Annotated in this window: 20 protein-coding genes; 8 read left to right on the top strand and 12 right to left on the bottom strand. The window is 65.1% G+C overall.

Annotation, left to right across the window (positions count from 1 at the left end; translation table 11 throughout):
• Positions 1-3: 3 nt before the first annotated feature.
• Entirely contained in the window at positions 4-1,641 is a 1,638-nt protein-coding gene (locus tag ACQ7JA_RS18200) for an OFA family MFS transporter (RefSeq protein WP_430900264.1), read from the bottom strand.
• A 124-nt stretch (positions 1,642-1,765) separates the two neighbouring features.
• Here ACQ7JA_RS18200 and ACQ7JA_RS18195 point away from each other — a divergent pair, with 124 nt between their 5' ends.
• Together ACQ7JA_RS18195 and ACQ7JA_RS18190 are read left to right on the top strand one after the other, a co-directional pair.
• A complete protein-coding gene (locus ACQ7JA_RS18195) occupies positions 1,766-2,836 on the top strand; it encodes a substrate-binding domain-containing protein (RefSeq protein WP_430900262.1) in 1,071 nt (356 codons plus the stop codon).
• A gap of 42 nt (positions 2,837-2,878) precedes the next feature.
• Positions 2,879-4,279 carry a class I adenylate-forming enzyme family protein gene (locus ACQ7JA_RS18190; protein WP_430900260.1) on the top strand — a complete coding sequence of 467 codons (1,401 nt, stop codon included), beginning with the start codon at positions 2,879-2,881 and terminating at the stop codon, positions 4,277-4,279.
• A gap of 114 nt (positions 4,280-4,393) precedes the next feature.
• On the opposite strand, the gene ACQ7JA_RS18185 is transcribed toward ACQ7JA_RS18190, so the two are convergent.
• Positions 4,394-4,630, bottom strand: coding sequence for a hypothetical protein (locus ACQ7JA_RS18185; RefSeq protein ID WP_430900258.1), 237 nt, complete (start codon positions 4,628-4,630; stop codon positions 4,394-4,396).
• 232 nt (positions 4,631-4,862) lie between these two features.
• On the opposite strand from ACQ7JA_RS18185, the gene rfbD reads away from it, so the two are divergent.
• Entirely contained in the window at positions 4,863-7,139 is a 2,277-nt protein-coding gene (gene rfbD / locus ACQ7JA_RS18180; protein ID WP_430900256.1) for a dTDP-4-dehydrorhamnose reductase, read from the top strand.
• 52 nt (positions 7,140-7,191) lie between these two features.
• On the opposite strand, the gene msbA is transcribed toward rfbD, so the two are convergent.
• Positions 7,192-8,934 (bottom strand): lipid A export permease/ATP-binding protein MsbA, encoded by a 1,743-nt coding sequence (msbA, locus tag ACQ7JA_RS18175; protein WP_430900254.1) that lies wholly within the window; start codon positions 8,932-8,934, stop codon positions 7,192-7,194.
• Positions 8,924-10,222, bottom strand: coding sequence for an O-antigen ligase family protein (locus ACQ7JA_RS18170; protein ID WP_430900252.1), 1,299 nt, complete (start codon positions 10,220-10,222; stop codon positions 8,924-8,926). Before ACQ7JA_RS18170 ends, msbA begins: the two co-directional genes overlap by 11 nt.
• 56 nt (positions 10,223-10,278) lie before the next feature.
• On the opposite strand from ACQ7JA_RS18170, the gene ACQ7JA_RS18165 reads away from it, so the two are divergent.
• On the top strand, positions 10,279-11,124 hold the full coding sequence (locus ACQ7JA_RS18165; RefSeq protein ID WP_430900250.1) for a glycosyltransferase family 2 protein: 846 nt from the start codon (positions 10,279-10,281) through the stop codon (positions 11,122-11,124).
• Between the two features lie 10 nt (positions 11,125-11,134).
• On the opposite strand, the gene ACQ7JA_RS18160 is transcribed toward ACQ7JA_RS18165, so the two are convergent.
• The gene (locus ACQ7JA_RS18160; RefSeq protein WP_430900248.1) at positions 11,135-11,704 is read right to left on the bottom strand and encodes a DUF7010 family protein; all 570 of its coding nucleotides are present in this window, start codon (positions 11,702-11,704) and stop codon (positions 11,135-11,137) included.
• A 188-nt stretch (positions 11,705-11,892) separates the two neighbouring features.
• Here ACQ7JA_RS18160 and ACQ7JA_RS18155 point away from each other — a divergent pair, with 188 nt between their 5' ends.
• Positions 11,893-12,957 (top strand): DUF5694 domain-containing protein, encoded by a 1,065-nt coding sequence (locus ACQ7JA_RS18155; RefSeq protein ID WP_430900246.1) that lies wholly within the window; start codon positions 11,893-11,895, stop codon positions 12,955-12,957.
• A gap of 163 nt (positions 12,958-13,120) precedes the next feature.
• On the opposite strand, the gene dnaE is transcribed toward ACQ7JA_RS18155, so the two are convergent.
• A complete protein-coding gene (gene dnaE / locus ACQ7JA_RS18150) occupies positions 13,121-16,618 on the bottom strand; it encodes a DNA polymerase III subunit alpha (RefSeq protein WP_430900244.1) in 3,498 nt (1,165 codons plus the stop codon).
• Between the two features lie 77 nt (positions 16,619-16,695).
• Positions 16,696-17,517: a sterol desaturase family protein gene (locus ACQ7JA_RS18145; protein ID WP_430900242.1), complete on the bottom strand. Its 822-nt coding sequence runs from the start codon at positions 17,515-17,517 to the stop codon at positions 16,696-16,698.
• 220 nt (positions 17,518-17,737) lie between these two features.
• Between ACQ7JA_RS18145 and ACQ7JA_RS18140 the strand changes: the two genes are divergently transcribed.
• Together ACQ7JA_RS18140 and ACQ7JA_RS18135 are read left to right on the top strand one after the other, a co-directional pair.
• Positions 17,738-17,917, top strand: a complete 180-nt coding sequence (locus tag ACQ7JA_RS18140; protein ID WP_430900240.1) for a hypothetical protein — start codon at positions 17,738-17,740, stop codon at positions 17,915-17,917.
• Positions 17,918-17,927: 10 nt separating this feature from the next.
• A complete protein-coding gene (locus ACQ7JA_RS18135; protein WP_430900435.1) occupies positions 17,928-18,509 on the top strand; it encodes an adenylate/guanylate cyclase domain-containing protein in 582 nt (193 codons plus the stop codon).
• Between the two features lie 165 nt (positions 18,510-18,674).
• On the opposite strand, the gene ACQ7JA_RS18130 is transcribed toward ACQ7JA_RS18135, so the two are convergent.
• Positions 18,675-19,439 (bottom strand): hypothetical protein, encoded by a 765-nt coding sequence (locus ACQ7JA_RS18130; protein WP_430900238.1) that lies wholly within the window; start codon positions 19,437-19,439, stop codon positions 18,675-18,677.
• 224 nt (positions 19,440-19,663) lie between these two features.
• Between ACQ7JA_RS18130 and ACQ7JA_RS18125 the strand changes: the two genes are divergently transcribed.
• Entirely contained in the window at positions 19,664-20,551 is an 888-nt protein-coding gene (locus tag ACQ7JA_RS18125; RefSeq protein WP_430900236.1) for a sulfurtransferase, read from the top strand.
• Positions 20,552-20,792: 241 nt separating this feature from the next.
• On the opposite strand, the gene ACQ7JA_RS18120 is transcribed toward ACQ7JA_RS18125, so the two are convergent.
• The 4 genes from ACQ7JA_RS18120 to ACQ7JA_RS18105 all read right to left on the bottom strand — a co-directional run bounded on the left by ACQ7JA_RS18120 (position 20,793) and on the right by ACQ7JA_RS18105 (position 26,278).
• A complete protein-coding gene (locus tag ACQ7JA_RS18120; protein WP_430900234.1) occupies positions 20,793-21,374 on the bottom strand; it encodes a DUF4214 domain-containing protein in 582 nt (193 codons plus the stop codon).
• A gap of 370 nt (positions 21,375-21,744) precedes the next feature.
• A complete protein-coding gene (locus tag ACQ7JA_RS18115; RefSeq protein WP_430900232.1) occupies positions 21,745-23,103 on the bottom strand; it encodes a TolC family outer membrane protein in 1,359 nt (452 codons plus the stop codon).
• Entirely contained in the window at positions 23,103-24,455 is a 1,353-nt protein-coding gene (locus ACQ7JA_RS18110; RefSeq protein ID WP_430900230.1) for an HlyD family type I secretion periplasmic adaptor subunit, read from the bottom strand. The genes ACQ7JA_RS18115 and ACQ7JA_RS18110 overlap by 1 nt, the downstream gene beginning before the upstream one ends.
• On the bottom strand, positions 24,455-26,278 hold the full coding sequence (locus tag ACQ7JA_RS18105) for a type I secretion system permease/ATPase (protein ID WP_430900228.1): 1,824 nt from the start codon (positions 26,276-26,278) through the stop codon (positions 24,455-24,457). The genes ACQ7JA_RS18110 and ACQ7JA_RS18105 overlap by 1 nt, the downstream gene beginning before the upstream one ends.
• Between the last annotated feature and the right edge of the window lie 31 nt (positions 26,279-26,309).

Below are 26,309 nucleotides of genomic sequence, written 5' to 3'. Positions count from 1 at the left end.
AGGCTACTTGAACAGCACCGACGCCTTCTGCAAGGTCACCCAGATGCCGAACATCAGCGGAATCCCCACCAGCATCCAGGCAAATGCCGTGACCGCCGGGTTGACGGTCGCGACCGCGGCGCCGGCACGCGCGCCACCGCTGCTGGCGGCCACATCGCGCTCCTGCGCCAGTTTCTTCTCGGCAGCCAGCTCGGCATCGGTCATGAAGTATTTGTCGTCCAGCGGCCTGATCATCGCATTGAGCACGATGCCGACCACGACCAGGCCCGCCAGCACGTACATGGTGATGTCGTAGGCCTGCGCCTTCGGCACGCCGTGTTCGATCTGGTACTCGCGGATGTAGTTGATCAGGATTGGACCGAACACGCCGGCCGCGGCCCAGGCGGTGAGCAGGCGGCCGTGGATCGCGCCGACCATCTGGGTGCCGAACAGGTCGGCCAAATAGGCCGGCACGGTGGCGAAGCCGCCGCCGTACATCGAGAGGATGATGCAGATGAAGCCGACGAACAGGGCCAGGTGGCCGTTGTGCGCCATCGACGGGATCGATGCATAGAGGAAGAAGCCGAGGCCCAGGAACACGAAATACGTCGCCTTGCGGCCGATGTAGTCCGAGCACGAGGCCCAGGCGAAGCGTCCGCCGATGTTGAACAGGGACAGCAGGCCGGTGAAGCCGGCGGCGATCGCCGCGATCTGGCCCTTCTGCGCCGCATCGAGCTCGTTGAAGCCCACGTTCACACCGATCAGACGGCCGCCGAAGACTTCCTGCAGCAGCGGCGAAGCCATGCCGAGGATGCCGATGCCGGCCGAGACGTTCAGGAACAGCACGCCCCAGATCAGCCAGAACTGCGGGATGCCCCAGACCCGGCTGGCATGCACGTGGCGCGTCGTGACCATGGTGTTGGCCTTCGTCGCCGACGGGGTCCAGCCCTCCGGCTTCCAGCCGGTGGCGGGCACGCGGTAGGTCAGCGCGCCGGCCACCATGAAGACGAAGTAGATGGCGGCGAGCGCCAGGAAGGTTTCCCACACGCCGACCGAGGTCGGGGTAGCGAAGTGCTTCATGAGCTTGTCGGCCAGCGGGGCGCCGATCATGGCGCCGCCGCCGAAGCCCATGATGGCCATGCCGGTCGCCATGCCGCGGCGGTCCGGGAACCACTTGATGAGGGTCGAGACCGGCGAGATGTAGCCCAGTCCCAGTCCGATGCCGCCAATGACGCCGGAACCGAGCCACATCAGCCAGATCTGGTGGGTATGGATGCCCAGTGCGGAGATGACGAGGCCGCCGCACCAGCAGACGGCCGACACCAGGCCGGCCTTGCGCGGTCCTGCGTGTTCGAGCCAGCCGCCGAAGAGCCAGGCCGCCAGGCCCAGGAAGACGAAGAAGAGCGTGTACATCCAGCCCAGCATCGAGATCTTCCAGTCGCAGCTGGTCGACATGATCTGCGCCCAGAAACCCATGTCGGCCGGGCAGGCGATCGATTCGGTGATGCCGAGCGCTTTTGATAACGGCAGCCAGAACACCGAGAAGCCGTATGCCATGCCGATGCACAGGTGGATCGCGAGCGCCGCCGGCGGCACCAGCCAGCGGTTGAAGCCCGGCCCTGCGATCGTGTGTTCCTTGTCAAGAAAACCCAGTCCAGCCATTGTCCCCTCCTTGTTGTAGTCAGCATCGAAATATGCTCTAAAAAGCATATTATTTCGTCAAACTTTGTATTTCCAAGGAGCGTAACATGGTGTTTTTCAGCAAGAAATAGGCTATTTTTAGCATATGCTCACCATCCACATCCGCCCGCACTGGGAGATCAGCGTCAAAGGGGAAGCGCCGCTCGATACCGCCGACCTGCTCGGCCTGCTGCTGTCCATCCAGGACACCGGCTCGATTGCCCAGGCGGCGAAATCGGTGAAGCTGTCCTACCGCTACGCCTGGGGCCTGCTGCGCGCGGCCGAGGAACTGTTCGGCGAGCAGCTGCTGCATACCGGGCGCGGACGCGGCACCCAGCTCACGCCGCTGGCGCAAAAGCTCGTGTGGGCCGACCGCCGCATCGCCGCGCGCCTCTCGCCCACCCTGCAAAGCCTGGCCTCGGAACTCGAAGTGGAGCTGGGACGCATCACCGCCGGCCGCACGCGGCCGCTGCGCCTGGACGCCAGCCACGGTTTTGCGGTGGCCGCGCTGATGGGCTGCGTCGACCGCGATCTGCTCCCCATCGATTCGCGCTACCGCACCAGCACCGACGCCGTGATGGCGCTGGCACGGCGCGACTGCGACCTGGCCGGCTTCCACGTCCCCACCGGGCGCTTCCAGGCGCCGACCGTGGCCTGGTACCTGCGCTGGCTCGACCCGGAGCAGCACTGCCTGGTGCGGGTCGCGGGACGCGAGCAGGGCCTGATCACGGCGCGCGGCAATCCGCTCGGCCTGCGCGGCCTGCACGACCTCGCCCGCGCGGACGTACGTTTCGTGAACCGCCAGGCCGGCTCCGGCACCCGCATGCTGTTCGAGATGATGCTTGCCGCAGAGGGCATTGGGTTCGAGTCCATCGACGGCTTCAACAGCGCCGAGTTCACCCACTCCGCGGTGGCCGCCTATATCGCCAGCGGCATGGCCGACGCCGGCATGGGCATGCGCGCGGCGAGCGCACAGTTCAAGCTCGACTTCATTCCGCTGCTGCGCGAAACCTATTATTTCGCGTTGCGCCGCGACGCCCTCGAGGGAGCGGCCATGGGCCAGCTGCTGGAACTGATGCGCCAGCCGGCCTACCACAAGCTGGTGGCGGCGCTGCCGGGCTACGACCCCACCGGGACGGGCGAGGTGCTGTCGATCCGGGAAGCGTTCTCGCTGTAGGTCTTGCAGGCCGGCGGGCATGCGGTTATAAAGCTGGTCTTCATGATCGACCTGGCTACCGTTCCCGCGCGCATCGACGACATCGTGCGCATCCATGCGCAGCGCACGCCGCTCGCCCCCGCGCTCGTCGACGGCACGCGCACCTGGTCCTACGGCGAGCTGCAGCAGGAGGTAGAACGCCAGACAGACTGGCTGCGCCAGCTCGGCGTGCGCGCAGGCGACCGCGTCATGCTGGTCAGCGAAAACTGCGCCGCACAGGTCGCACTGCTGTTCGCGATAGCGCGCATCGACGCCTGGAGCGTCAACGTCAACGTGCGTCTCAGCGAAGGCGAGCTGGCCGCGATCCGCGCACACTGCACGCCGCGCCGCGTGATCCGTGCGACCACCGAGGGCGTGGCGGCCGGCCCGCTCGATGCCGACACGGAGCCCGAACCGGTGCGCGCGGATGGTGCGCAGATCGCCGCCCTGGTCTACACCACCGGCACCACCGGCAATCCCAAGGGCGTGATGCTGAGCCACGCGAACCTGCTTTTCGTTGCCGCCACGTCCAGCCGCCTGCGCGGCCTGGTTCCCAGCGACCGCGCGGCCGGCGTGCTGCCGATCTCGCACGTCTACGGACTCGCCTCCGTGATGCTGGGCACCCTGTATGCCGGCGCCTGCCTGCACCTGGTTGCGCGCTTCGACGCGGCGGCGCTGCTGGCGCAGATCCGTGATGGCGAACTCACCATCGTGCAGGGCGTGCCGGCCATGTACGCGCGCCTGCTGGCGCTGGCCGGGCCGGGCCCGGTCACGTCGAAGCTGCGCTTCTGCTACGCCGGCGGCTCGCCGCTCGACCCACAGCTCAAGCGCGCGGTCGAAGAATTGTTCGGACTGCCGCTGCACAACGGCTACGGCCTCACCGAAAGCGCGCCCACCGTGTGCCAGACCCGCCTGGATGCGCCGCGCGCGGACACCTCGGTCGGCCATCCGATTCCCGGTGTCGAGGTGCGCATCGAACAGTCGGGAGAGCTGTGGGTGCGCGGGCCGAACGTCATGGCCGGCTACTACCGCGACGCGGCGGCAACGAAGGCGGCGCTGAAGCCCGGTGGCTGGCTTGCGACCGGCGACCTGGCCAGCATGGGCGAGGACGGCGCCCTCTTCATCCAGGGGCGCTTGAAGGAGCTCATCATCCGCTCCGGCTTCAATGTCTATCCGCCGGAGGTCGAGGCGGCGCTGAACAGCCACCCGGCTGTGCTGCAGTCGGCGGTGGTGGGACGGCCTGCCGCGGATGGGGACGAGGAAGTGCTCGCGTTCGTCGAGACCAGGGACGAGGTCGACGCCGAGGCGCTGCAGGCTTGGCTGCTGCCACGGCTGGCGCCTTACAAGCGCCCCTCACGGATCGTCTTCATGGATGCGCTGCCGGCTGCGCCCAGCGGCAAGATACTGAAGCACCGGCTGTTGTAGGGTGGTCGGCTTCGCCGACCGCGCGTTCAACTCACGGATGAGCCGCAACGGAGCATGCCGGAGCTGGACGCGCGTTCGGCGAAGCGTGTTCCAGTCCACTGGACTGGAACACCCCTAGCGGCGGCGCTTCTTCCAGTTGTAGTCGGCCCCTGTCACATCGACGCCCGGGTGACCGACGAGATCCGGATGCTCGGAACACATGGTCACGAAGCGCACCCGCTCGCCTTCGCGCTGGCGCTTGCGCAGCTCTTCCATGAACTGCATCGCTCCTACCATCTCCGTCGTCTCGAACAGCTTTTCGTGCGGCGTGCACCTGTCTTCTTCGACGATCGTCCAATACACCATGTACATCGCACTCTCCCGTTTGCCGCATTGTCGCCCGAACGGGCTCCGTCCGGCGCACCGATTGCTCCCTGTCGAGTCAACGAAATTTCCAGTTAGCAGAAGTTAGGCGCAGAAATTAAGAACATGCACGCAGAACGTAGGACTTGTCCGAAAAATCCTTTTTATGTGGGCTATTTCACACAGTCCGTCGCAGCTGGCAATTAGGCTGGAGCCTGTTTTCATAAAAGCGGGTCAGAACATGAACACTCAGCTGGAATCCCAGACCACTTTTCTCACGAACGACGCTCCCGAACTGGCACTGTGGGGCGGACTAGAATGCACGGTCAACCGTGTACGCGACAATTACTTCAGCCAGATGGACCGCAACGGCCACGCCGGGCGCCTGCAGGACATCGAACGCTTCGCTTCGCTCGGCATCAAGGCGGTCCGCTACCCGGTACTGTGGGAGCGCACCGCGCCAGACGGCATCGAATCGGCCGACTGGACCTGGTCCGACGAGCGCCTGCCCGCGCTGCGCGACCTGGGCGTCAAGCCCATCGTCGGCCTGATCCACCATGGCAGCGGGCCGCGCCATACCAGCCTGGTCGATCCCGCATTCCCCGAAAAGCTCGCCGAGTACGCCGGCGCGGTCGCCGCACGCTACCCCTGGGTCGAGTACTACACCCCGGTCAACGAACCGTTGACCACGGCGCGCTTCTCCGGCCTGGCGGGCGTGTGGTACCCGCACGGCAGCGACGAGTCCACCTTCGTGCGCGCCCTGATCAACCAGTGCCGCGCGGTGGTGCTGTCGATGCGCGCGATCCGCGCCGTCAATCCGGACGCCAGGCTGGTCCAGACCGACGACCTGTCGAAGACCTACGGCACGCCGGAAATGGAAGAAATCACGACCTTCTTCAACGACCGCCGCTGGCTGGCCTGGGACCTGCTGTGCGGGATGGTCGACGAGAACCACGCGCTGTGGAGCTACCTGCTGGAATCGCAGGCCACGCCGGAAGAACTACTGTGGTTCCGCGACAATCCCTGCCCGCCCGACGTCATCGGCGTCAACTACTACATCACCAGCGAGCGCTGGCTCGACCACCGTCCGGAGCGCTATCCGGAATCGCACCGCCATGTCTACCGCGGCGTCCCGCACGCCGACATCGAGACCCCGCGCGCGCTGGCCACGCCGACGCCCGGCATCGCGCCCCTGCTGATGGAAACCTGGGAGCGCTACCGCCTGCCGATCGCCATCACCGAGGCCCACATCGACGCCAACCGCGAAGACCAGCTGCGCTGGCTGGTGGAGATCTGGAACGCCGCCCGCAAGGCGCGCCAGCAGGGCGCCGACATGCGCGCCGTGACGGTCTGGGCCCTGCTCGGCTCCTACGACTGGAACTGCCTGGTCACCGAATGCCGCGGCTACTACGAGCCCGGCCCCTTCGACGTGCGCGGCGGCGAACCGCGCCCGACCGCGGTGGCGACCCTGATGCGCGAGCTCGCCACCGGACGCCCGCTGTCCAGCCCGGTGCTGCAGGGCGAAGGCTGGTGGCGCCGTCCGGGACGCTTCCTGTGCAAGCCGGTGGCGACCCGCACCGCGGTGGCGGACATCGCGATCCGCAGCCAGTTCAAGTCGAATGTGGTGCAGCCGATCCTGATCACCGGCGCCACCGGGACGCTAGGGTCGGCGTTCGCGCGCATCTGCGAGAAGCGCAACCTGGCCTACCAGGTCCTGAACCGCCAGGAGATGGACATCACCGACCCCGCCTCGGTGGAGAGCGCCATCCAGCGCTACAAGCCCTGGGCCATCATCAATGCCGGCGGCTATGTCCGCGTGGACGAGGCCGAAGAGGATGCGGAACGCTGCATGCGCGAGAACACCCTCGGGCCGACGGTGCTGGCCCTGGCCTGCATCCGCCACCAGCTGCGCTTCATGACTTATTCGACCGACCTCGTGTTCGACGGCACCAAGGGCGCGCCCTACGTCGAGTCGGATGCGCTCAATCCGCTGGGCGTCTACGGCCGCAGCAAGATGGAAGCCGAGCAGCGCGTGCTGGACGCCGACCCGCAGGCCCTGGTGGTCCGCACCAGCGCCTTCTTCGGCCCCTGGGACCGCCACAACTTCGTGACCCAGGCCCTCAATCGCCTGGAAGCGGGCCAGCCCTTCCAGGCGGCCGGCGACACGGTGGTCTCGCCCACCTATGTGCCCGATCTGGTCAACGTCTCGCTCGACCTCCTGATCGACCGCGAGCGCGGCGTCTGGCACCTCAGCAATGCCGAAGCCATCACCTGGGCCGAGCTGGCGCGGCGCGCCTGCGATGCGGCGGGCGTGGATTCGTCGAAGCTGGAAGTGGTGTCCAGCGAAAGCTGCGGCCATGCGGCGCGCCGGCCGGAATTCAGCGCGCTCTCGAGCGAACGCGCGCCCATGCTGCCCTCGCTCGACGACGCGCTGCGCCGCTACGTGGAAGCGATGCAGGACCGCGCCCACGGCCGCGATGCGGAGCAGTCGGGAGAAGCTGCCCACTACGCAAGCTGAGGTTCCCAGGGCGGTCGGCACAGCGCTAACCCGGCCCGCGCCACCCTGGGGTTTACGCCTGATCGCCGGCGGCGACGAACTGCAGGCGGTACAGGTTCGCGTACATGCCGTTCGCGTCCAGCAGTTCGGCATGCGTGCCCTGCTCGACGATGCGGCCGTGCTCCATCACCACGATGCGGTCGGCCCGCTCGATGGTCGACAGGCGGTGCGCGATCACGATGGTGGTGCGGCCCGCCATCAGTGTCTCGAGCGCCGCCTGGACCGCGCGCTCGGACTCGTTGTCGAGCGCCGAAGTCGCTTCGTCGAGGATCAGGATCGGCGCGTCCTTGTAGATCGCGCGCGCGATCGCCACGCGCTGGCGCTGGCCGCCCGACAGGCGCATGCCGTTCTCGCCGATGCGGGTCTCGACGCCCTCTTCCAGCCTGGCCACCACGTCGGTCAGGTGGGCGGCCTTGACCGCCGCCGCCAGGCGTTCGTCGTCGATGGTCTCGAAGCCGTAGGCGATGTTGGCGGCCAGGGTGTCGTCGAACAGCACCACGTTCTGGCTCACCATCGCCAGCTGCGAACGCAGGCTGGCCAGCCTGATGTCCTGGTAGGGCACGCCGTCGAGCAGCAGGCGGCCGCCTTCCGGATCGTAGAAGCGGGTGACGAGGTTCACGAAGGTCGACTTGCCGCCGCCCGACACGCCCACCAGCGCCACGGTCTGGCCGGGCTGGACGTCGAGCGTCACGTCGCTCAAGGCCGGGTTCATCGCGTTCGGATAGCGGAAGGTGACGTTCTCCAGGCGCAGGTGGCCCTGGGCGCGGCCAAGCTCGCGGGTGCCGGTGTCGACTTCGGGCGGCGAGTCGATCAGGTTGAAGACCGTCTCGGCCGCGGCGATCCCGCGCTGCATCGGGCCATTCACCTCGGCCAGGGACTTGAGCGGCGTGAGCAGCATCAGCATCATCGTCACGAACTGCACGAATTCGCCTTTCGTCATGTTCGCCTGGATCGCCAGCACGACCACCAGCGACAGCGCCATGGCGGTAGCGATCTGGGTGATCGGCGTGGTGGCCGCGAAAGCGACCGTCATGCGCTGCGAGAAGCCGAGCAGGGCCTGGCTGCGCTTGTGGAAGCGGGCGCGCTCGTAGCGCTCGCCCGAGAACACGCGGATCACCTGGTGGCCGCGCGTGGCTTCCTCGACCACCTGGGTCATCTCGGCCGTCACGCGCAGGTTCTCGCGGTTCAGGCGACGCAGGCGCCCGGTGGTGGTGCGCACGATCACGGCGGTGAGCGGGACCACGACGATGGCGACCAGGGTCAGCTTCCAGTTCAGGTAGAGCAAGGTGGCGAGCAGGCCGATCACGACCAGGGTGTCGCGCACGCAGGCGACGAACACCGACTGCAGCATGTCGACCACCTGGCGCACCTCGTTCACCACGACGTTGATGATCTTGCCGGTCGACTCTTCGTGGAAGCGCGCCACCGGCAGCCGCAGGATGCGGTCGAAGACTTGCGCGCGCAGGTCGTTGAGCACGCGGCTGATGACCCAGTTGTTCAGGTAGGCGGTCGAGAAGGTGCCGATGCCGCGCAGGATGAAGATCGAGACCAGCACACCCGGGATCCACCACAGGCTGAAGGGCACCTTCTCCTCGAAGCCCTTGTCGATCAGCAGCTGCAGCGCCTTGCCCAGCAGCGGCTGGGTAGCGGCGGTGAGCGCCATCGACAGCAGCGCGAGCCAGGCCCGGGTCTGGTAGGGCTTGACGACCGCCAGCAGGCGCCTGACGATGGTCTTGTTGTCTAGCTTATTGTCCATGCTTGTTGTCTGAGTTGACTTGCGCAGCCTTCGCATTCAGGCAGAAGCCCATGAGCAGGAACACCATGAGCGTGTAGAACATGCTGCCCTTCAGGGACCAGAAAATGACCTCGGTCAGGCCGAAGCTGAAATAGCTGAGCACCACCAGCATGCCGGCCAGCGCCGGCGCGAACATCTGCGCGGCCTGGGGGCTCAGGGGCGATTCGCCGCGGTAGGCGCCGCGTCCCAGGGCGCGCGCGAAGAAGGCGAAGGGCGCGGCCAGGATGCCGATCCAGGCCGCCAGCCCGAACACGCCGCCGGTGGCCATGGCCTGCAGTGCGTCGTTGTGCAGGTGGTCGGGCGCCAGCACCACGTCCTGCAGCTTGCCCTCGTCCACCAGGCGGCGCAGTTCCTGGCGCACGGCCGTGGGGTCGCGCCCGAACAGCGGCTTTTCCTCGATCAGGTAGCGCGCGCCCGACCACAATTCGAGGCGGATGCCGACGTTGGTGAAGGCGCTGCCGCCGTCCATCCAGGTCTGCACGTCGTAGATGCCCTGCCCCACCCGCTGCGCCATGCCGGTGGCCGGGATGAAGAAGGTCGAGGCGAACAGCGCGAAGCTGCCCACCACCAGCAGGCGCACGCGGCGGCTCTTGAGCAGGCGCGCATAGGTCAGGAACAGGATGGCGGCCAGCGCCAGCGCGACCCAGCCGCCGCGGGTGCCGGTGACGATCATGGCCGCCAGGCCCGCCACGGCGCCGAGGGCCGGCAGGATCGCCTTGCGGGTGCTGTGGCGATAATCGATGGCGGCGGCCAGGGCCACCAGGCACAGGCACAGCGCCAGGTCGCCGAAGGTGATCGGATTGAGCCAGCCGCCGGGGCGCAGCACGCCGTCCACGATGCGCTGCCAGGCGACGAAGGGCAAGGCCGCCACCGCGCCGGCGGTCACGCCCCACCACAGCGTGGCGCGCTGCGGCTGCGCCAGCAGCACCAGGGCGGCCGCGCTCAGGCCCATCAGCATGCGCGCGGGCTTGTCCAGGTAGCGCAGGTCGGTTTCCGGCCGCAGCAGCACGCAGGCCAGCGCGACCAGCAGGTTGAAGACGAAGGCGGCCACTACCCAGCGGATGTCCGGCCAGTGCGGGCGCAGCGCCTGCCACGCCTTGCGCGGCACGCAAAGAAAAGCGAGCACGAAGACGATGCTGCTGAAACCGATGCCGGACGGGGTGATGAGGCTGAGGAAAGGGAACAGGAAAACCAGCACGCCGATCAAACGCTGCATCGGCGTCCCGATTTCGATCGGATTATTGTTCATTCATGTTCTTGTAGGATATTCTTGCCAGCCTTGTAGCGCGTGTTTATTGGACCCCCATGCAGCAATCCCCGACCATTTCTGTCGTGATCACCACGTACAACCGCCCCGACGCCCTGGCGGCGGTGGTGGAAGCCTGTTTCATGCAGGACGACAAGAATTTTGAAATCATTATCGCTGATGACGGCTCGACTGCCAACACGCGGGATACCATCGCGCAGCTGGCCGCAGGCGCGCCGGTGCCGGTAAAACACGTCTGGCAGCCGGACCAGGGCTTCCGCGCAGCCATGGCGCGCAACCGCGGCACGCTCGCGGCAACCGGCGACTATATCATCTTCCTGGATGGCGACTGCGTGCCGCAGCGCGACTTCATCGCCCGCCACCGCGCATTGGCCCGCCCGGGCTTCCTGGTTTCCGGCAGCCGCATCCTCCTGAGCCAGGCGCTGACCGAACGCGTGCTGCGCGAGCACATCGATGTCGCCGGCATGAGCGTCACCGAGCGCCTGCGCCATCGCCTGCGCGGCGACATGAACAAGGTGCTGCAGACGATGCTGCGCTGGCCCGACTTCGGCCGCGTGCGCCGCAGCTTCAGCTGGCGCCGCATCAAGAGCTGCAACCTGGCCGTCTGGCGCGCGGACCTGGACAAGGTCAACGGCTTCGACGAGAGCTTCGTGGGCTGGGGCCACGAGGATTCCGACCTGGTGCTGCGCCTGTTCCACGCGGGCGTAGGGCGCAAGGACGGCGCCCTGGCCACCGAAGTGCTGCACCTGTGGCACAGCGAGGCGAAGCGCGACGAGGAATCCAGCAACCGCAAGGTGGTCCTCGAACGTGCCGCGAACAAGACCATCCAGGCCGTGCGCGGCCTGCGCGAACACAGCGGCGAAGGTCCTTTCGCCCTGCCCTGAACCGCCGCCCTCAGGCTGTGGCGCGGTCCAGGCGCGTGCCGCCCGCTTCAGCAATGGCCGGCCGGGTCCGCATTTCCACGATTGTCATCGCATAGGTCGCCACGACCACGAACGCCGACGCCGTGACCGCATGGTCGGGAAACGCAAACCATACTGCGACCAGTCCGGCTGTCCGCAGCATCGCGTGGCGATAGCCGAGCGGGTGCGCGATGATCCACGAATAAACCATCCAGTGCAGTCCGAGCGCAATGCCCAGGCTCAGGGGCACGAACTGCGGCGCACGCATCAGCAATGGGATGTGGACAGCCCACAGCAGGTTTACCATCAGAACGCACACACCCATCAGGCGCGCCAGGGGATTGTCGTTTTCGATGAGCTGCTCGCCGCGCAGGCGGGCAATTGCCATGGCAAGTGGGAAGATGGCGCCGGTCGCGAACACCAGGGCGAACGTCGCGGCCTTGGGCGGCAGGATCATCCCGAACACGCCGACGACGCACCAGACGACGAGCCCGGCAATCGGCAGGGAAAGCGAGCGTTTGGAACGTGCGTCGAAGTCGGCGCGCAGCTGGTCGAGCGTCATATCAGGTGTCCCCTTTGGTGGTCTAGTAATTGCAAAAATGTACCATGCGGATATTCCCAAAGAAAGATGCCTGAATCCTTTCCGCCACGGCTATCGTCCACACATGCATAGATTGACCGTCCGCGCTCAGCCATGCAATCATCGCCTGATGAGCTAACTGTCCCGAAAGGTAGGTCAACGTGCGTCAAATGTATGCATTTCTTATCGCGACCGCGGTTTGCGGCGGCGCCGCCGCACAGGCATACCAGCCCGATTTCGCGCCCGGAAAACTGAAAGGGCCGGCCAAGGGTCCCGCCAACGAGGTGATGGTCCTCGGCTCGCCCCACCTGTCCTACTTCCCCAAGACCTTCGACCCCGCCACCCTGCGCGGCCTCGAGGACCGGCTGGCCGCGTGGCGCCCGGACATGATCAGCATCGAGGCGCTGCCGGGGACGCAGTGCGACCACGTGCGCCGCTATCCGGGCCGCTACAAGGACACCATCGAAAGCTACTGCTGGGACCCGGCGCCGGCCCGCGCCGCCACCGGGCTGGACGTTCCGGCCGCCACCGCGCAGGCCGAGGAGATGCTGGCAACGTGGCCCGCGCATCCTTCGGCCAGCCAGCGCCGCCGCCTGGCCGCCCTCTTCCTGGCGGGCGGCGAACGCGCCTCGGCCACCGTGCAGTGGCTGCGCCTGCCGGAGGCCGAGCGGCGCGCCGGCGATGGTCTCGACGACAAGCTGGTGGAGATGCTGAACAAGCTGAAGGACCGGCGCGACGAAAGCTACCTGATTGCGGCCCGCCTGGCCGCGCGCCTGGGGCACGAGCGCCTGGTCGCGATGGACGATCACACGTCCGACCGGATGGTGGCGGACGAGAAGGCATGGGGCGAAGCGATCATGAAAGCCTGGGACAACCCGGCAAGCAACAAGCGCCGCGCGGCGGGCAAGGCGCTGCAGGAAAAGCTGGGAACGTCCGAAGAAGTGCTGGCGGCGTACCGGGCCTATAACGCGCCGGAAGAGATGCGGCTCGCACACCAGGGCGACTGGGGCGCCGCACTGGAAGAGCCGTCACCGCAACGCTTCGGCCGCCAGTACGTGGGTTACTGGGAGACGCGCAACCTGCGCATGGCGGGGAATATTCGCGATGCGATGACGCCGCGGCCGGGCAGCAAGATGCTGGTGATCGTGGGAGCATCGCACAAGGGCTATTTGGAGGCGTATTTGCACCAGATGCATGATGTGCGGGTGGTCGATACTGCGTCGGTTCTGAAGTGACGCGACTTTCGTAGGGTGGTCGGCTTGCCGACCGCGCGTTCGACTCCCTTTTGAATAGCGTTATCGCTTCTCAACTGGGATTTGGACGCGCGGTCGGCAGAGCCGACCACCATACAACTGTTGTTCCTACATCCCTAGGTCAGCCAGATAGAACCCAGCCGAATCAGTACTCCACCGCCACATCCTTCGCCCCGATCACCAGCTCCAGCTGCTGCTTGAGCGTATCCGACGGCGCCACGCGCCACTCGTCGCCCAGCTGCAGCGTGGCTTCGACACCCTGCGGCTTGATGCGCAGGCTGACCGGCATGCCGTCCTGCATGCGGTGCGGCTGCAGCACTTCGGCCAGCTTGGCCGGGTTGAGGTCGCAGGACACGTCCATCTCGAGCTTGAAGCCGTACTGGATGCGCGCCGCGGCGATGTCGAAGGCTTTCTCGGCCGTGATGCGCAGGCCGCCGTTGAAGCGGTCTTCGGATACCTTGCCGACCACCAGCAGGAACTCGTCTTCCTTGAAGATATTCTTGTTCTGCTCCATCAGCTCGCTGTAGATCGTCACCTCGACCACGCCGGTCTTGTCGTCGAGCGAGACGATCAGGATCTTGCCGCGCTGGGTCATCTGGGTGCGCACGCCGGTGATCACGCCGCACAGCATGCGCGGGTCGCGCGACGGTTCCAGGTCTTTCAGCTTGGTCTTGGCGAAGCGCCGCACCTCGGCCGCATACGAGTCGAACATGTGGCCCGACAGGTAGTAGCCGAGCGCGATCTTCTCTTCGGCCAGCTTCTGGCGATCGGTCCACGGGGTCGCCTTCACGTATTCCGGCGGGGCCACCAGGTCGGAGTCAATGCCGCCGAACAGGCTCACCTGGTTGGCGGCGGCGGCGGCCTGGCCGGCCGCTTCCATCGCGAAGCTGACGGAAGCCAGCAGCACAGAACGATCAACCCCGAATGAGTCCATGGCGCCGGCGCGGATCAGCGACTCGATCGTGCGGCGGTTGATCTGCTTGCGGTCGACCCGCATGCAGAAGTCGAACAGGTCCTTGAACTTGCCGCCTTCCGACCGCGCGGCGATGATGGCCTCGATCGCGCCCTGGCCCGCGCCCTTCACGCCGCCCAGGCCGTAGCGGATGTTGGCCACCTGCTTGCCGGTGACGGAACGCGGCAGGCCTTCCGGGGTGAAGCGGAACTGCGATTCGTTGACGTCCGGCGGCAGGATCTGGAGCTTGCATACATCCTTCGCATCCTCGACCAGGATCTTGATCTTCTCCGTGTCTTCCATCGCCAGCGACATGTTGGCTGCCATGAACGCGGCGGTGTGGTGCACCTTCAGGTAGGCCGTGTGGTAGGACAGCAGCGCATACGCGGCAGCGTGCGACTTGTTGAAGCCGTAGCCCGCGAACTTCTCCATCAGGTCGAAGATCTCGTCGGCCTTCTCGGTCGACAGGCCATCCTTGGCGGCGCCGGCGCGGAAGATCTCGCGGTGCTCGGCCATTTCCTCGGCCTTCTTCTTGCCCATCGCGCGGCGCAGCATGTCCGCGCCGCCCAGCGAGTAGCCGCCGACGATCTGCGCCATCTGCATGACCTGCTCCTGGTAGACCATGATGCCGTAGGTCTCGGACAGGATGGACTCGGTACGCGGGTCCGGGTAGTCGAACTTCTCGCCGTGTTTTCGTTTGCAGAAGTCGGGGATCAGGTCCATCGGACCCGGACGGTAGAGCGCCACCAGCGCGATGATGTCCTCGAAGCGGTCGGGACGCGCATCCTTCAGCATGCCCTGCATGCCGCGCGACTCAAGCTGGAAGATCGCGACGGTCTTCGCTTCGGACAGCAGTTTATAGGACGGCCGGTCGGTCAGCGGCAGGGTCTCGAGGTTGAAGTCGGCGTCCTGCGGGTCGAGCGCGCGGATGTAGTTCACCGCGCGATCCAGGATGGTGAGCGTGGTCAGGCCCAGGAAGTCGAACTTCACCAGGCCGACGGCCTCCACGTCGTCCTTGTCGTACTGCGAGACCACGCCGGCGTCGCCGCCCTGGGTGTATAGCGGACAGAAGTCGGTGAGTTTACCCGGCGCGATCAGCACGCCGCCGGCGTGCATGCCGATGCCGCGGGTGATGCCTTCGACCTGTTGGGCGAGGTCGAGCAGCTGCTTGACCTCTTCCTCGTTCTCGAGGCGTTCCTTGAGCAGCGGTTCCTCTTCGATCGCCTCGGCGATCGAGACCGGCTTGCCCGGCTTGAACGGGATCAGCTTGGAGATGCCGTCGCAGAAGTTGTAGCCGAAGTCGAGCACGCGGCCGACGTCGCGGATCGCGCCCTTGGCCGCCATGGTGCCGAAGGTGGCGATCTGCGAGACCGCGTCGCGACCGTACAAATCCTTCACGTGCTGGATGACGAGTTCGCGCTTTTCCTGGCAGAAGTCGATGTCGAAGTCGGGCATCGAGACGCGTTCCGGGTTCAGGAAGCGCTCGAACAGCAGGTTGTATTTCAGCGGGTCGAGGTCGGTGATCTTCAAAGCATAAGCGACAAGGGAACCCGCACCCGAACCTCGGCCCGGGCCGATCGGCACGCCGTTGTTCTTGCCCCACTGGATGAACTCCGCCACGATCAGGAAGTAGCCCGGGAACTTCATCTTGATGATGGTCTGGTTCTCGAACTCGAGGCGCGCCTCGTAGCGCGGGCGTTCCTTCTCGCGCTGCTCTTCGTTCGGATACAGCTGCACCAGGCGCTCTTCCAGCCCTTTCTTGGTTTCAAGAACCAGGAAGTCGTCGATGCTCATGCCGTCCGGGGTCGGGAAATCCGGCAACTGGGGCTTGCCCAGCGTGAGGGTGACGTTGCAGCGCTTGGCGATCTCCACCGAATTGGCGAGCGCCCCCGGCAGGTCGGCGAACAGCTCGGCCATCTCCTGCTGCGACTTGAAGCACATCTCTTCGTTGAAGCGGCGCACGCGCTTGGCGTTGGCCAGCATCTCGCCTTCGGCGATACAGGTGCGCGCCTCGTGGGCGATGAATTCGTCCTTGCTGATGAACTGCACCGGATGGGTCGCCACCACCGGCAGGCCCTGGCGCGAAGCGAGGGCCACCGACTGGCGCACCACCTGTTCCTGGTTGGCCTGGCCGGCGCGCTGGATCTCGATGTAGAAGTGGCCCGGGAAGATGCGCGACCAGCGCTCGGCGGCGCGCTCGGCGCGTTCGATGTCGCCCTGCTCGAGGGCCTGGCCGACGTCCCCGAACGACGCGCCCGAGAGCACGATCAGGGCGTTGGCCTGGTCCGCGCCGGGTTCCAGGGTCGAGGTCGAGGTGGCGAGCGCTTCCAGCCATTCGACGCGGATTTCGGCGCGGCCCTTGTATTGGTTGGTGAGCCAGGCTTTCGACAGCAGCTCGCACAGCTGCAGGTAGCCGGTGCGGTTCTTCGCCAGGATCAGCAGGCGCGAAGGCTTGTCGCGGTTGTCGTCGTTGGTGATCCAGGCGTCGACGCCCACGATCGGCTTGATCCCCTTGCCGCGCGCCGCCTTGTAGAAGCGCACCAGGCAGAACATGTTCGCCAGGTCGGTCACCGCGAGCGCGGGCTGGCCGTCCTTGGCGGCGGCTGCCACCAGGTCGTCGATGCGCACGAGGCCGTCGACGATGGAGTATTCGGAATGGACGCGGAGGTGGGTGAAGATCGGGGAAGTCATCCGTGCATTTTACCGCGTCCGACGATGAACGAGGATGCCGAAATACCACGGAATCGCAGCCTGCGGGGCCGCCGGGTTCAGGCCTTCCCGCGCAGCTTCTGGAAGGGCCGGAACAGGAATTCGCGCAGGTTCTGCGCCTCGTCGTGCTCGTCGATGCCGGTATCCGGCCACTCGTGGCGCTTGGGGAAGTAGGCGGTGCCGAACAGCTTGTCCCAGATCGAGGTGAAAGAGCCGAAATTGCGGTTCCAGTGCGGCAGCTCGACCGAGTGGTGGATGCGGTGGAAGTGGTTGTCGGCCACCACGTAGCGGAGCGGCCCCAGCGAAAGGCGCGTGTGCGAGTGGATGAACTGCCCGTGCACGCCGAGCAGCAGCCAGACGATGGCCGGCGCGAAGCCCGGGTCCATCTGCACCAGCAAGCTCATCGGAATCACGATGAAGGGGATGCGGAACAGCTCCTCGGTGAAGTGGTGGTTGCTGTTCCAGGCGCTCATCTCGCGGATCGAGTGGTGCTCGGCGTGGAAGACCCACAGGAAGGCCCAGGTGTGCTGGGCGCGGTGGAACCAGTAATAGAAGAAGTCGCTCACCGCCAGGGCCAGCACCGGCGTCACGATCCAGCCAAGCATGGTCACGAGCTTGTTGTTCGAGGCGAACCACTCGCCCATGCTGATCACGACCAGGGGCTTCACGCCCAGCTTGCCCCACAACATATTGAAGGCCGTGAGCAGGGCCACGGTGATGGCGATGTAGACCGCCCAGAAGAAGGCGCCGCGCAGGCGCGACTTGAGCGAGTAGCGGTTCCAGCCGATCGCCAGCTCGAGCGCGAACAGGATCATGGAGGCGTACAGGATGCGCCATCCATAGTCGATCATGCCCTTGCCTGCCAGCGTCAGATATTCCATCGTCCTCGTCGTCCCGCTCAAAAGATGCCGGACATCATAGCCGAAAACAGACCCCCTCGCAGCGCCCGGCGGCCCGCCGGCCGGGCGCGGATGCCGCGCCGACATCAATGGCAGCCGCGGCCAGACCCTGTGCCCGAGCAATGTCGACGCCTTCATCGACTCGGCCAAGAACTTCACCCTGAGCATTGCCGGCTACACCCAGATCTCGCAGGCGACCGCCATGGGCCGCTTCAACGACGTCAACGTCGTGCTGCGCTACGACGCCCGCTCGAACACCCTGAACTACGATTTCAAGCTCGTGACCGGCGCCTATTTCACGGGCACGAACAACTGGGCCTGGGTCGAGCTGGCGCGCGCCTACATGCTGACCAAGGCGCTGATCGAGACCGGCCGCGCGTAAGAAGCGCGCCCTGCCCTCGAACGCCTGCTGCTTCTGCCCCAGACCCGCAACAACGGCGAGTTGTACTGGATGCTGCTGGACGAGCGCGCCAAGCTCGCCGTGCTCGATAAGAATCCGGCGCTGGCGCTGGCCACACCGGCACGGCGGCAGCGTCGACAAGTTCATCGGCGACGGCATGATGGCGGTGTTCGGCGTGCCGAATCCCTTGCCGGCGCGCGAAAAGGCGGCGCTGGAAGCGGCGCACGGCATGCTGGTCGAGCTGGCGGTGCTCAACGAGAAGCTGCGCGCGGAAGGCCGGGCGTCGCTCGAGATCGGCATCGGGATCCACAGCGGGGTGGCGATCGCGGGCCATATCGGCTCGCGCGAACGGCACGCCTTCACCATGGTGGGCGACACGGTGAACGTGGCGGCGCGGCTGGAAGCCTTGTCCAAGGAGGTCGGCTATTCGGTCGTGTGCTCCGGCGCGGTGGCGCAGGCCGTCGGCCATCCGGCCGTGCTCGAACCCATCGGCACGCACAAGCTGCGCGGGCGGCAGGATATCCTGATGGCCTACGGCTGGCGGCCGCGCGTCGTCCATTTTCACGCCGGTTGAACGCGTGGGCAAAGGATTGCCCACCCTACGAAACTGGCAACTGCACGTAGGGTGGACGGCTATGCCGTCCGCGCGTTCAAACCACGGGTGAATCGACGCGCGTCGTCCATTTTCACGCCGGTTGAACGCGCGGCCGGCGGAGCCGGCTGCGCGCCCCGGGCCACCCTACCGCGGCGCGGCCAGCACGTACACGCCCGCCTGCGCACCCTGGCGCGCCAGGCCCCAGTTCTTGCCCAGGTCGGTGACGGAAGGCGTCCTGCAGTCCCAGTTCGCTGCAGCCGGCGCCAGGTAGCAGATGGCCGCGCCCTGGGTGCTCGCCAGGCGGGTCTTGGACAGGATGAAGAAGGGCTGGGCATCCGGCGGCGCGAAACTGCTGACGAACTCGAAGCCGTCGATCACCGCGCCCGGCACGTTCGCCACCGGCACCGCGGCCGACCACTTGCTCTTCCAGCCGAGCGTGTACCCATTGTCCGGCATGTGGAAGCCGCCAGGAAGATTCAGCGGCGGCGTCAACTTGCCGAGGCTGCGCACGCAGGCCGCGCCGGCCGGCAGGCGGCCCTGCAGCTGGACGCCCATGCCCCACTCCGGCTCCATGTAGGCGCTCGGGATGAAGAAGCCGTTCACGCCGCGATAATCGTGCACGCCCACCTTCATCAGCAGCGTGAAGCTCAGTTCCGCGCCGCGCGGCGAGACCAGGGCGCTCGCGTCGTAGCTCGGGTTGCCGTACTTCGACGGCGAGCTGAGGGACCAGCCGCCCTGGCCGTCCGGCTCCGTGCCTTCGCAGAAGGCCATGGTCTCGGTGTAGGCGGCCATATCGGCCGGGGGCGCATCTTCCTCCCCGCCCCCGCCGCCGCAGCCGGCAAGCAGGGCAAGGCCGATCGTGATGGCGAGGCGGCGCGGGATGGGGCTGCGGTTTTGCGTGTGTTTCATTGTGTTCTTCTCCAGTTCCACTGACAAAGGCAGGCGGATGATTCCAGAGAAGCTCGTGTGGCGGCAGGGGCCTTGCGACGGACGCCCCTTTTGCGGGGATGGATGCGGCAAACGGGGCCGTGTAGGCTTGAGGGCAACACTCCACGGCGCGATGCCCCCGCAATGCTGCAGCCGCGCCCCGGACTGCCTTATAATAGCGGGTTGTCCTATCCCGCTATGCCGCCATGTCCCACGCCGCCAACCACGTCAATATCGCCGCTTATAAATTCGTCACCCTCGAGAACCTCGAGGAGATGCGCGCGCAATACCAGGCGCAGTGCCTGGAGCTCGGCCTGAAGGGCACCGTTCTCTTGACGCCGGAAGGCATCAACATGTTCGTGTCCGGCCCGCGCGAAAGCATCGACCGCTACCTGGACTGGGTGCGCAGCGATGCGCGCCTGGCCGACCTGGAATGGAAGGAAAGCCTGTCCGCCGAACAGTCGCACAAGCGCATGCTGGTGAAGATCAAGAAGGAGATCATCACCATGCGCATGCCGCTGATCAAGCCGGAACTGGGCCGCGCGCCGGCGGTGGATGCGAAGACGCTCAAGCGCTGGCTCGACCAGGGCCATGACGACGATGGCGTGCCGGTGGTGATGATGGAAACCCGCAATGCCTTCGAGGTCGACGTCGGCACCTTCGAGAACACCCTCGACTACCGCATCGAGAAGTTCAGCGAATTCCCGGACGTCGTCGCCCGGCACAAGAATGAACTCGAGGGCAAGACCGTGGTGACCTTCTGCACCGGCGGCATCCGCTGCGAGAAGGCGGCGATCCACATGAAGAACATCGGCTACGAGCGCGTCTACCAGCTCGACGGCGGCATCCTGAAATACTTCGAGGAAGTCGGCGGCGACCATTACAAGGGCGACTGCTTCGTGTTCGACTATCGCACCGCGCTGAACCCGAAACTGGAGCCGACCGAGACCGTGCAGTGCTTCGCCTGCCGCGCCGTGGTGACGCCGCGCCAGCAGCTCGCGCCCGAGTATGTGGTCGGCGTGTCCTGCCCGCATTGCTCGGGCAAGGAGAGCGTGGCGCCGGCCGAGCCTGGCGAGAACGTCGCAGCTGGTTGACTTCGTAGGGTGGTCGGCTTTGCCGACCGCCCTAGCTGTAAAAGGCAAAAAGGCCTGGGCCGCCGTGAGGCGACCTGGGCCTTTTTTGTTTTCCGCTACCGTGCCGCGTTAGGACGCTGCCTGCGTTATAGCGCGTGTGACGCCCGGTACCGGTGCTGCGTCGGTTCGCTCATGTTCTACGATGTGCGCGCCGTGGTGATGCAAGAATATTTCAAAAAACTGCTTCTACTGAAAGAATATTTCAGCCTACCAGGGCGATATCGTCGATCGTCATGCCGCTCGGGGTGCCGACGATTTTCGCGATCGTGGCATCGATCTGTCCGGCATCCATGCGCTGCGCGCCCGACATGATGTCCTTCACGCCGCTGATGTAGTCGATCGCGATCTGGTTCGCGGCCATGCCGTCGTAGGCTGCGCGCTCGGCGTCGGTATCGATGTGCTTGGTGAACTCGGTGGCAACCGACACCTTGCCGTTGATGATGATGGCGTCGTTGTTACGCGCGCCGTTGGCGATGAAGCTCACGGCGTTGTCGAAGCTGATGGTGCCGTTGTTCAGGGCGTTGACCCAGAAGTTCAGGCCGTCTGCATCCGGTGCACGGGCGAACATATTGTCGTAGATCTCGGTGACCAGGGCGCGGTTGTCCAGGCCGGCATACATCGCCTTGAACTCGTTGGACGTCGAGAACGTCGCCGAGATCGTCTGATAGAAGTTCGGATTGGTCTGGAGCTGGTTGGTCCAGAAATTCAGACCAGTCGGGTCGGCAGGACGACCGAAATACGCGACATACAGTTTCTGCACTTCGTTAGTGTAATCAGTTGCCATCACGGCCTCCATGAAAAGTGGTGCATAAAATATACCGTAATCATGAAATTCAGGCCGTTTACTGCTCATCCAATCGTGCGCGATTTCCTAAATAAATCAATTACATAGAGAAATTTGTTTCCTATTTATAAGAGAATTTCACAGCTTTCCGGGGGCGTTTTTTGTGCTGCAAAAATGGCCATAAATCAGTCGCCATGCGGCTTGTAATTGATGAGCAAACGGCGTGGAAACTCATCCGCAGACCAGTCTAAAAGTTATCATAATGAAATCTAATTGGCGGTGCTCAATGAAGCCAGTTGGAAAGATTTCGTGCAGAAGAGACAAGGCCGGCATAAAGCCGGCCTCGTGGTAGATCAACAAAAAGAACTGATCAGGAACGGAAGTAGGCGGCGATGGCGCGGATGTCCTCGCTGCCGACTTCGCCGGTATAGGCGCGCAGGCGCAGCACGGCGATGAGGTAGGCATACCTGGCCTGGGCCAGGTCGCGCTGGCTGGTGAACAGCTGCTGCTGGGCATTGAGCAGGTCGAGGTTGATGCGCACCCCGCCCTTGATGCTCTGCTCGGTCGCCGTCATCAGGAGCTTGGCCGATTCCGTTGCCTTGACCAGGGCGTCGACCTTGCGCACGCTGCTCTGCACCAGGCTGTGGGCGCGGCGTACCTCGACCAGCAGCTTGTCGGTGCGGGCGTCCAGGTCGGCGCGGGCGCGCTCGTAGTTGGCGGCGGCCTGGCGGGTCTGGGCGTTGATGGCGCCGCCCTGGTAGATCGGGATGTTGACCTGCACGCCCAGGCTGCGGTTCGTGTTGTCCTGGTTCAGGGTGTTGATGGTTTCGTTGTCGCCCTTGCCGTACGTAGCGATGAAATCGACACGCGGCAGGTGGCCTGCCTTGATACGGCCGATCTCGAGACGGGCGTTTTCGACCGCAAGGCGTGCCACCTCGAGTTCGTGGCTATTGTCGATCGCGCGTTTTTTCCAGTCCTCGAAAGAGCCCTCGATCAACCCGCCGACACGGAAGCCCTCTCCCAATTGGTCCAGCGTGCCAGCCGGTCCGCCGATGATCCCTTCAAGCACATTACGCTGGACAATGGCCTGGTCTTGCGCCTCGATCAGCTGGGCCTCGGCCAGATCGAGCCGCGCTTTCGTTTCCAGCATGTCGGTGCGGGTGCCCTCGCCTTTTTCGAACAGGCGCTCGTTGACCTTCTGCTGTTCCGCATACATGTCGCGCTGCACGCGCGACAACGCCAACTGGTCTTCGGCGAACAGGGCGTCGAGATAGGCGGTCAGCACACGCACCGCGACTTCGTTGGTGTCGACCTGGAACTGTTCGGCGCCCGCCTGAGTCTGCACCTTGCCCTGGCGGTAGCGCTGGATGGCGTCCAGGTTCAGGATCGACTGGCGCAGCTGCACGTTAGCCGAGGTGCTGGAATATCTTGGATGGTCTATGCCAGTGACCTTACCGGTCTTTGGATCCGAGAACTCGCGGTCCGTCACGTTCTTGTTGCGGCTGTAGCTGGCCGACACACTCGGCAGCAGCTGCGAGCGGCCGAGGATGCGGTTTTCCTTGGCAGACTCGTTGGTCTGGATGCTCATCCGATAGGTTGGATCATTCCTCAAGGCGGCCTCGTAGGCCTGCTGTAGCGTGATCGCGCCGGCATTGCCGGCGGCAGACAGCGCGGCCGCTGCCAGTGCGCAGGCGCGCAAGGCGCCCGGGAAGCGTGTCGTCATCGTCATCAGTCTCCACCCACGGCCGATTTGGCGCGGTCGAATACAGGCTTGAGCAGGTAATTCATCATGGTGCGTTCGCCGGTCTTGACGAACAGTTCCACCGGCATGCCAGATACAATGTTCATCTTGTTTGCGGCGACCTTCTTCGCGCCTTCCGGCGAGACCTTCACGCGCACCACGTAGTAGGGCATGCCGGTATGCTGGTCGACCGAACGGTCGGCCGAGACCTGCGTGACTTCGCCTTCGATGTGCGGTGTCTGGTTGGTGTTGAATGCCGAGAACATCAGTTCCACCGGCAGGCCAGGATGCACCTTGTCCACCAGGTTGACCGGCAACTGGCCCTCGACCACCAGCGGATCGCCGCTCGGGACGATGTCCATCATCTTGTGGCCCGGCGGAACCACGCCGCCGTTGGTGAACACGGTCGAGCCGACCACCACACCGTCCGCAGGCGCTTTCACTTCAACATTGCCGAGTTCAAATTTCTGCGCATCCAGACGCGCCGCCAGCGCCTCGGCTTCCTTCTGTGCCTCGGTCAGCTGGGTACGCACTTCTTTCTGGTAGTCGGACATGCGCTGGGTGCGACGCAGGCTCAGTTCCATCACCTGACGCTGCGAGCGGCCGATATTGCCGATGTCTTCCGAAATGGCGCCGCCCAGCTGGGCGTAGGTGCGCTCGAGGTCGAGCAGGCGGTTGCGAGCGACATAACCCTCCTTGGCGAGGTCGCGCATGCCGGCCAGCTGTTCCTTGAGGTAGCCGACCTGTTCCTTCTTGCTATCGCGCGATTCTTCCAGGCCGCGGATCTGCAGCTTGAGGCCGGCGATGCTTTCCTCAACGCTGGACAGTTCGCTCTGCAGCGACAGCTGGCGCGACAGCAGCAACTGTTCCTGCAGCGCCATGACTTCGGCCACACGCGGATCGCTACGGCGCGACTTCAGCTCGGCCGGAAAGTCGATGCTGCGCTTGTTGGCCATCTCGGCCATCAGGCGCGCCTCGACCGCGCGAGCGCTCAGGTACTGCGCCTCGGTCATCGAGAATGCCGACTGAGCGGTAACCGGGTTCATTCGCACCAGCACCTGGCCGCGTTTGACTGTGTCACCATCCTTGACCAGGATTTCCTGGATGGTGCCGCCAGTCAGGTGTTGTACCGACTGGCGGTTCGATTCCTTGGCCACCGTACCTGACAGCGGCACACCCTTGTCGAGCGGCGCCAGGGTAGCCCACAGGATGAATCCGACGAAGCCGACCAGCACCACGATCCAGCCGATACGCGCAAAACTGCGTGCGTCGGTGCTCACTTCCACCGGAGTTACGTCGTGGGTGACGACGTCTGCGGTTTCTTTCTTAACGAGCTGCATTAGTTACCCTCCCCTGCTGCCGCATTTGCGGCTGCTTGCGCCTCGGCTTGGGCGCGCTGTTGCTGCATGGCCGCCTGCTGTGCAGCCGCCTGAGCCGCCGCTTGCTGGGCTGCCTGTTGTTGCTGGATCATTTTCTGGTTCGCTTCCTGCAGCGCGGCCATTACCTCCTTGGTCGGGCCGAAGGCCTGCGCAGCGCCGTCGCGCATCAGGAGCAGCTTGGTGGTCACGCCGAGCACAGTGGTACGATGGGTAATCAGTACGATGGTCTTGCCGCGCTGGCGCAAATCGAGCACTGCCTGCACGAGTGCCTGCTCACCGATGTCGTCGAGATTCGAGTTCGGCTCGTCCAGCACGATCACGGCAGGGTCATCGTACATGGCGCGCGCCAGGCCGATACGCTGCTTCTGGCCGCCGGACAGGCCGGCGCCGCCGTCGCCCAGCTTGGTGTCATAGCCGTTCGGCATGTGCAGGATCATGTCGTGCACGCCGGCGCGCTTGGCCGCCTGCACCACCTTCTCGGAATCGACGTCGCCGAAGCGGCCGATGTTCTCGGCAACGGTGCCGCTGAAGAGTTCGATGTCCTGCGGCAGGTAGCCCATGTGCGGGCCGAGTTCGCCCTTGTTCCACTGGTAGATATCGGCGCCGTCCAGGCGCACCTTGCCGATCATCGCTGGCCACACGCCAACAAGCAGGCGCGCCAGCGTCGACTTGCCGGAGCCACTCGGGCCGATCACGCCGAGCACATCGCCGGGAGTGATGGCGAAGCTCAGGCCCTTGATGACCGGGGCCTTGGCGCCCGGCGGACCGGCGGTGACGTTTTCGACCGACATCGCGCCTTGCGGCTTCGGCAGTTCCATACCGGCTTCGCGTGCCGGATTGGCTTCCAGCAGCTTGCTCAGGCGCTCGAAGGCGCTGCGTGTGGTGCTCAGGGACTTCCATACCGCGATGACTTGCTGGACCGGCGCCAGGGCGCGACCGACCAGGATCGAGGCAGCGATCATCATACCCGGGGTCATTCTGTTTTCCAGCACCAGCAACGCGCCGAAACCGAGCACCAGCGATTGCAGCGAGACCTGCACGAACTTGGTCGCGGACGCGACCTTGGCAGCCTTTTCGCTCGCGTCTGCCTGAAGTTGCAGGAACTTGCCGTGGGTCTTGAACCAGCGCTGGATCAGGTTCGGCAGCATGCCCATCGATTCGATGACTTCGGCATTGCGCAGGTTGTTGGTGGCCATGGTGTTGGCTGCGATCGCCATGCTATTGGCTTCGGTCAGCGGCGCCTTGGTGGTACGCTCGTTGACATAGGCAAGCACCACCAGGATCAAGGTGCCGCCGAGAGAGAACCAACCGAGCGCGGGCTCGAACATGAAAATGACGGCCAGGTAGATCGGGAACCAGGGCGCATCGAAGAAAGCGAACAGCGCGTTCCCGGTCAGGAACTGGCGCAGGGTGGTCAGGTCGCTCAGCGACTGGCCAGCATTGCCACCCGCCTGCTTCAGGTTCTGCTCGAATGCCGCGGTGTAGACGCGCTTGTTGAGCATCATGTCGAACTTGGCGCCAACCCGCACCAGAACGTAGGAGCGCACTAGCTCGAGGCCAACCATGAGCAGGTAGGCGCCCAGCATCAGCACGGTGAGCATTACCAGGGTGAGCTCGTTGCGACTTGCCAGCACGCGGTCATAGACCTGCAGCATGTACAGCGAGGGCACGAGCATCAGGAGGTTGGTGATGGCGCTGAAGGTGCCAACCGTCCAGAAGGTGCTTTTGAAAGCGAGCAGGGCTTGCTCGATTTCGTTTTTCTTGTTGAAGAGTTTGGTATTCATTGGGTCCGTGAAGAACACATGGGGAATTCAC

Origin of the sequence: Massilia sp. BKSP1R2A-1 (assembly GCF_050586525.1) — a bacterium.
GTDB lineage: Bacteria > Pseudomonadota > Gammaproteobacteria > Burkholderiales > Burkholderiaceae_D > Telluria.
The sequence above is the reverse complement of the archived record's forward strand: the minus strand, read 5'-3'. Positions and strand labels throughout refer to the sequence as shown.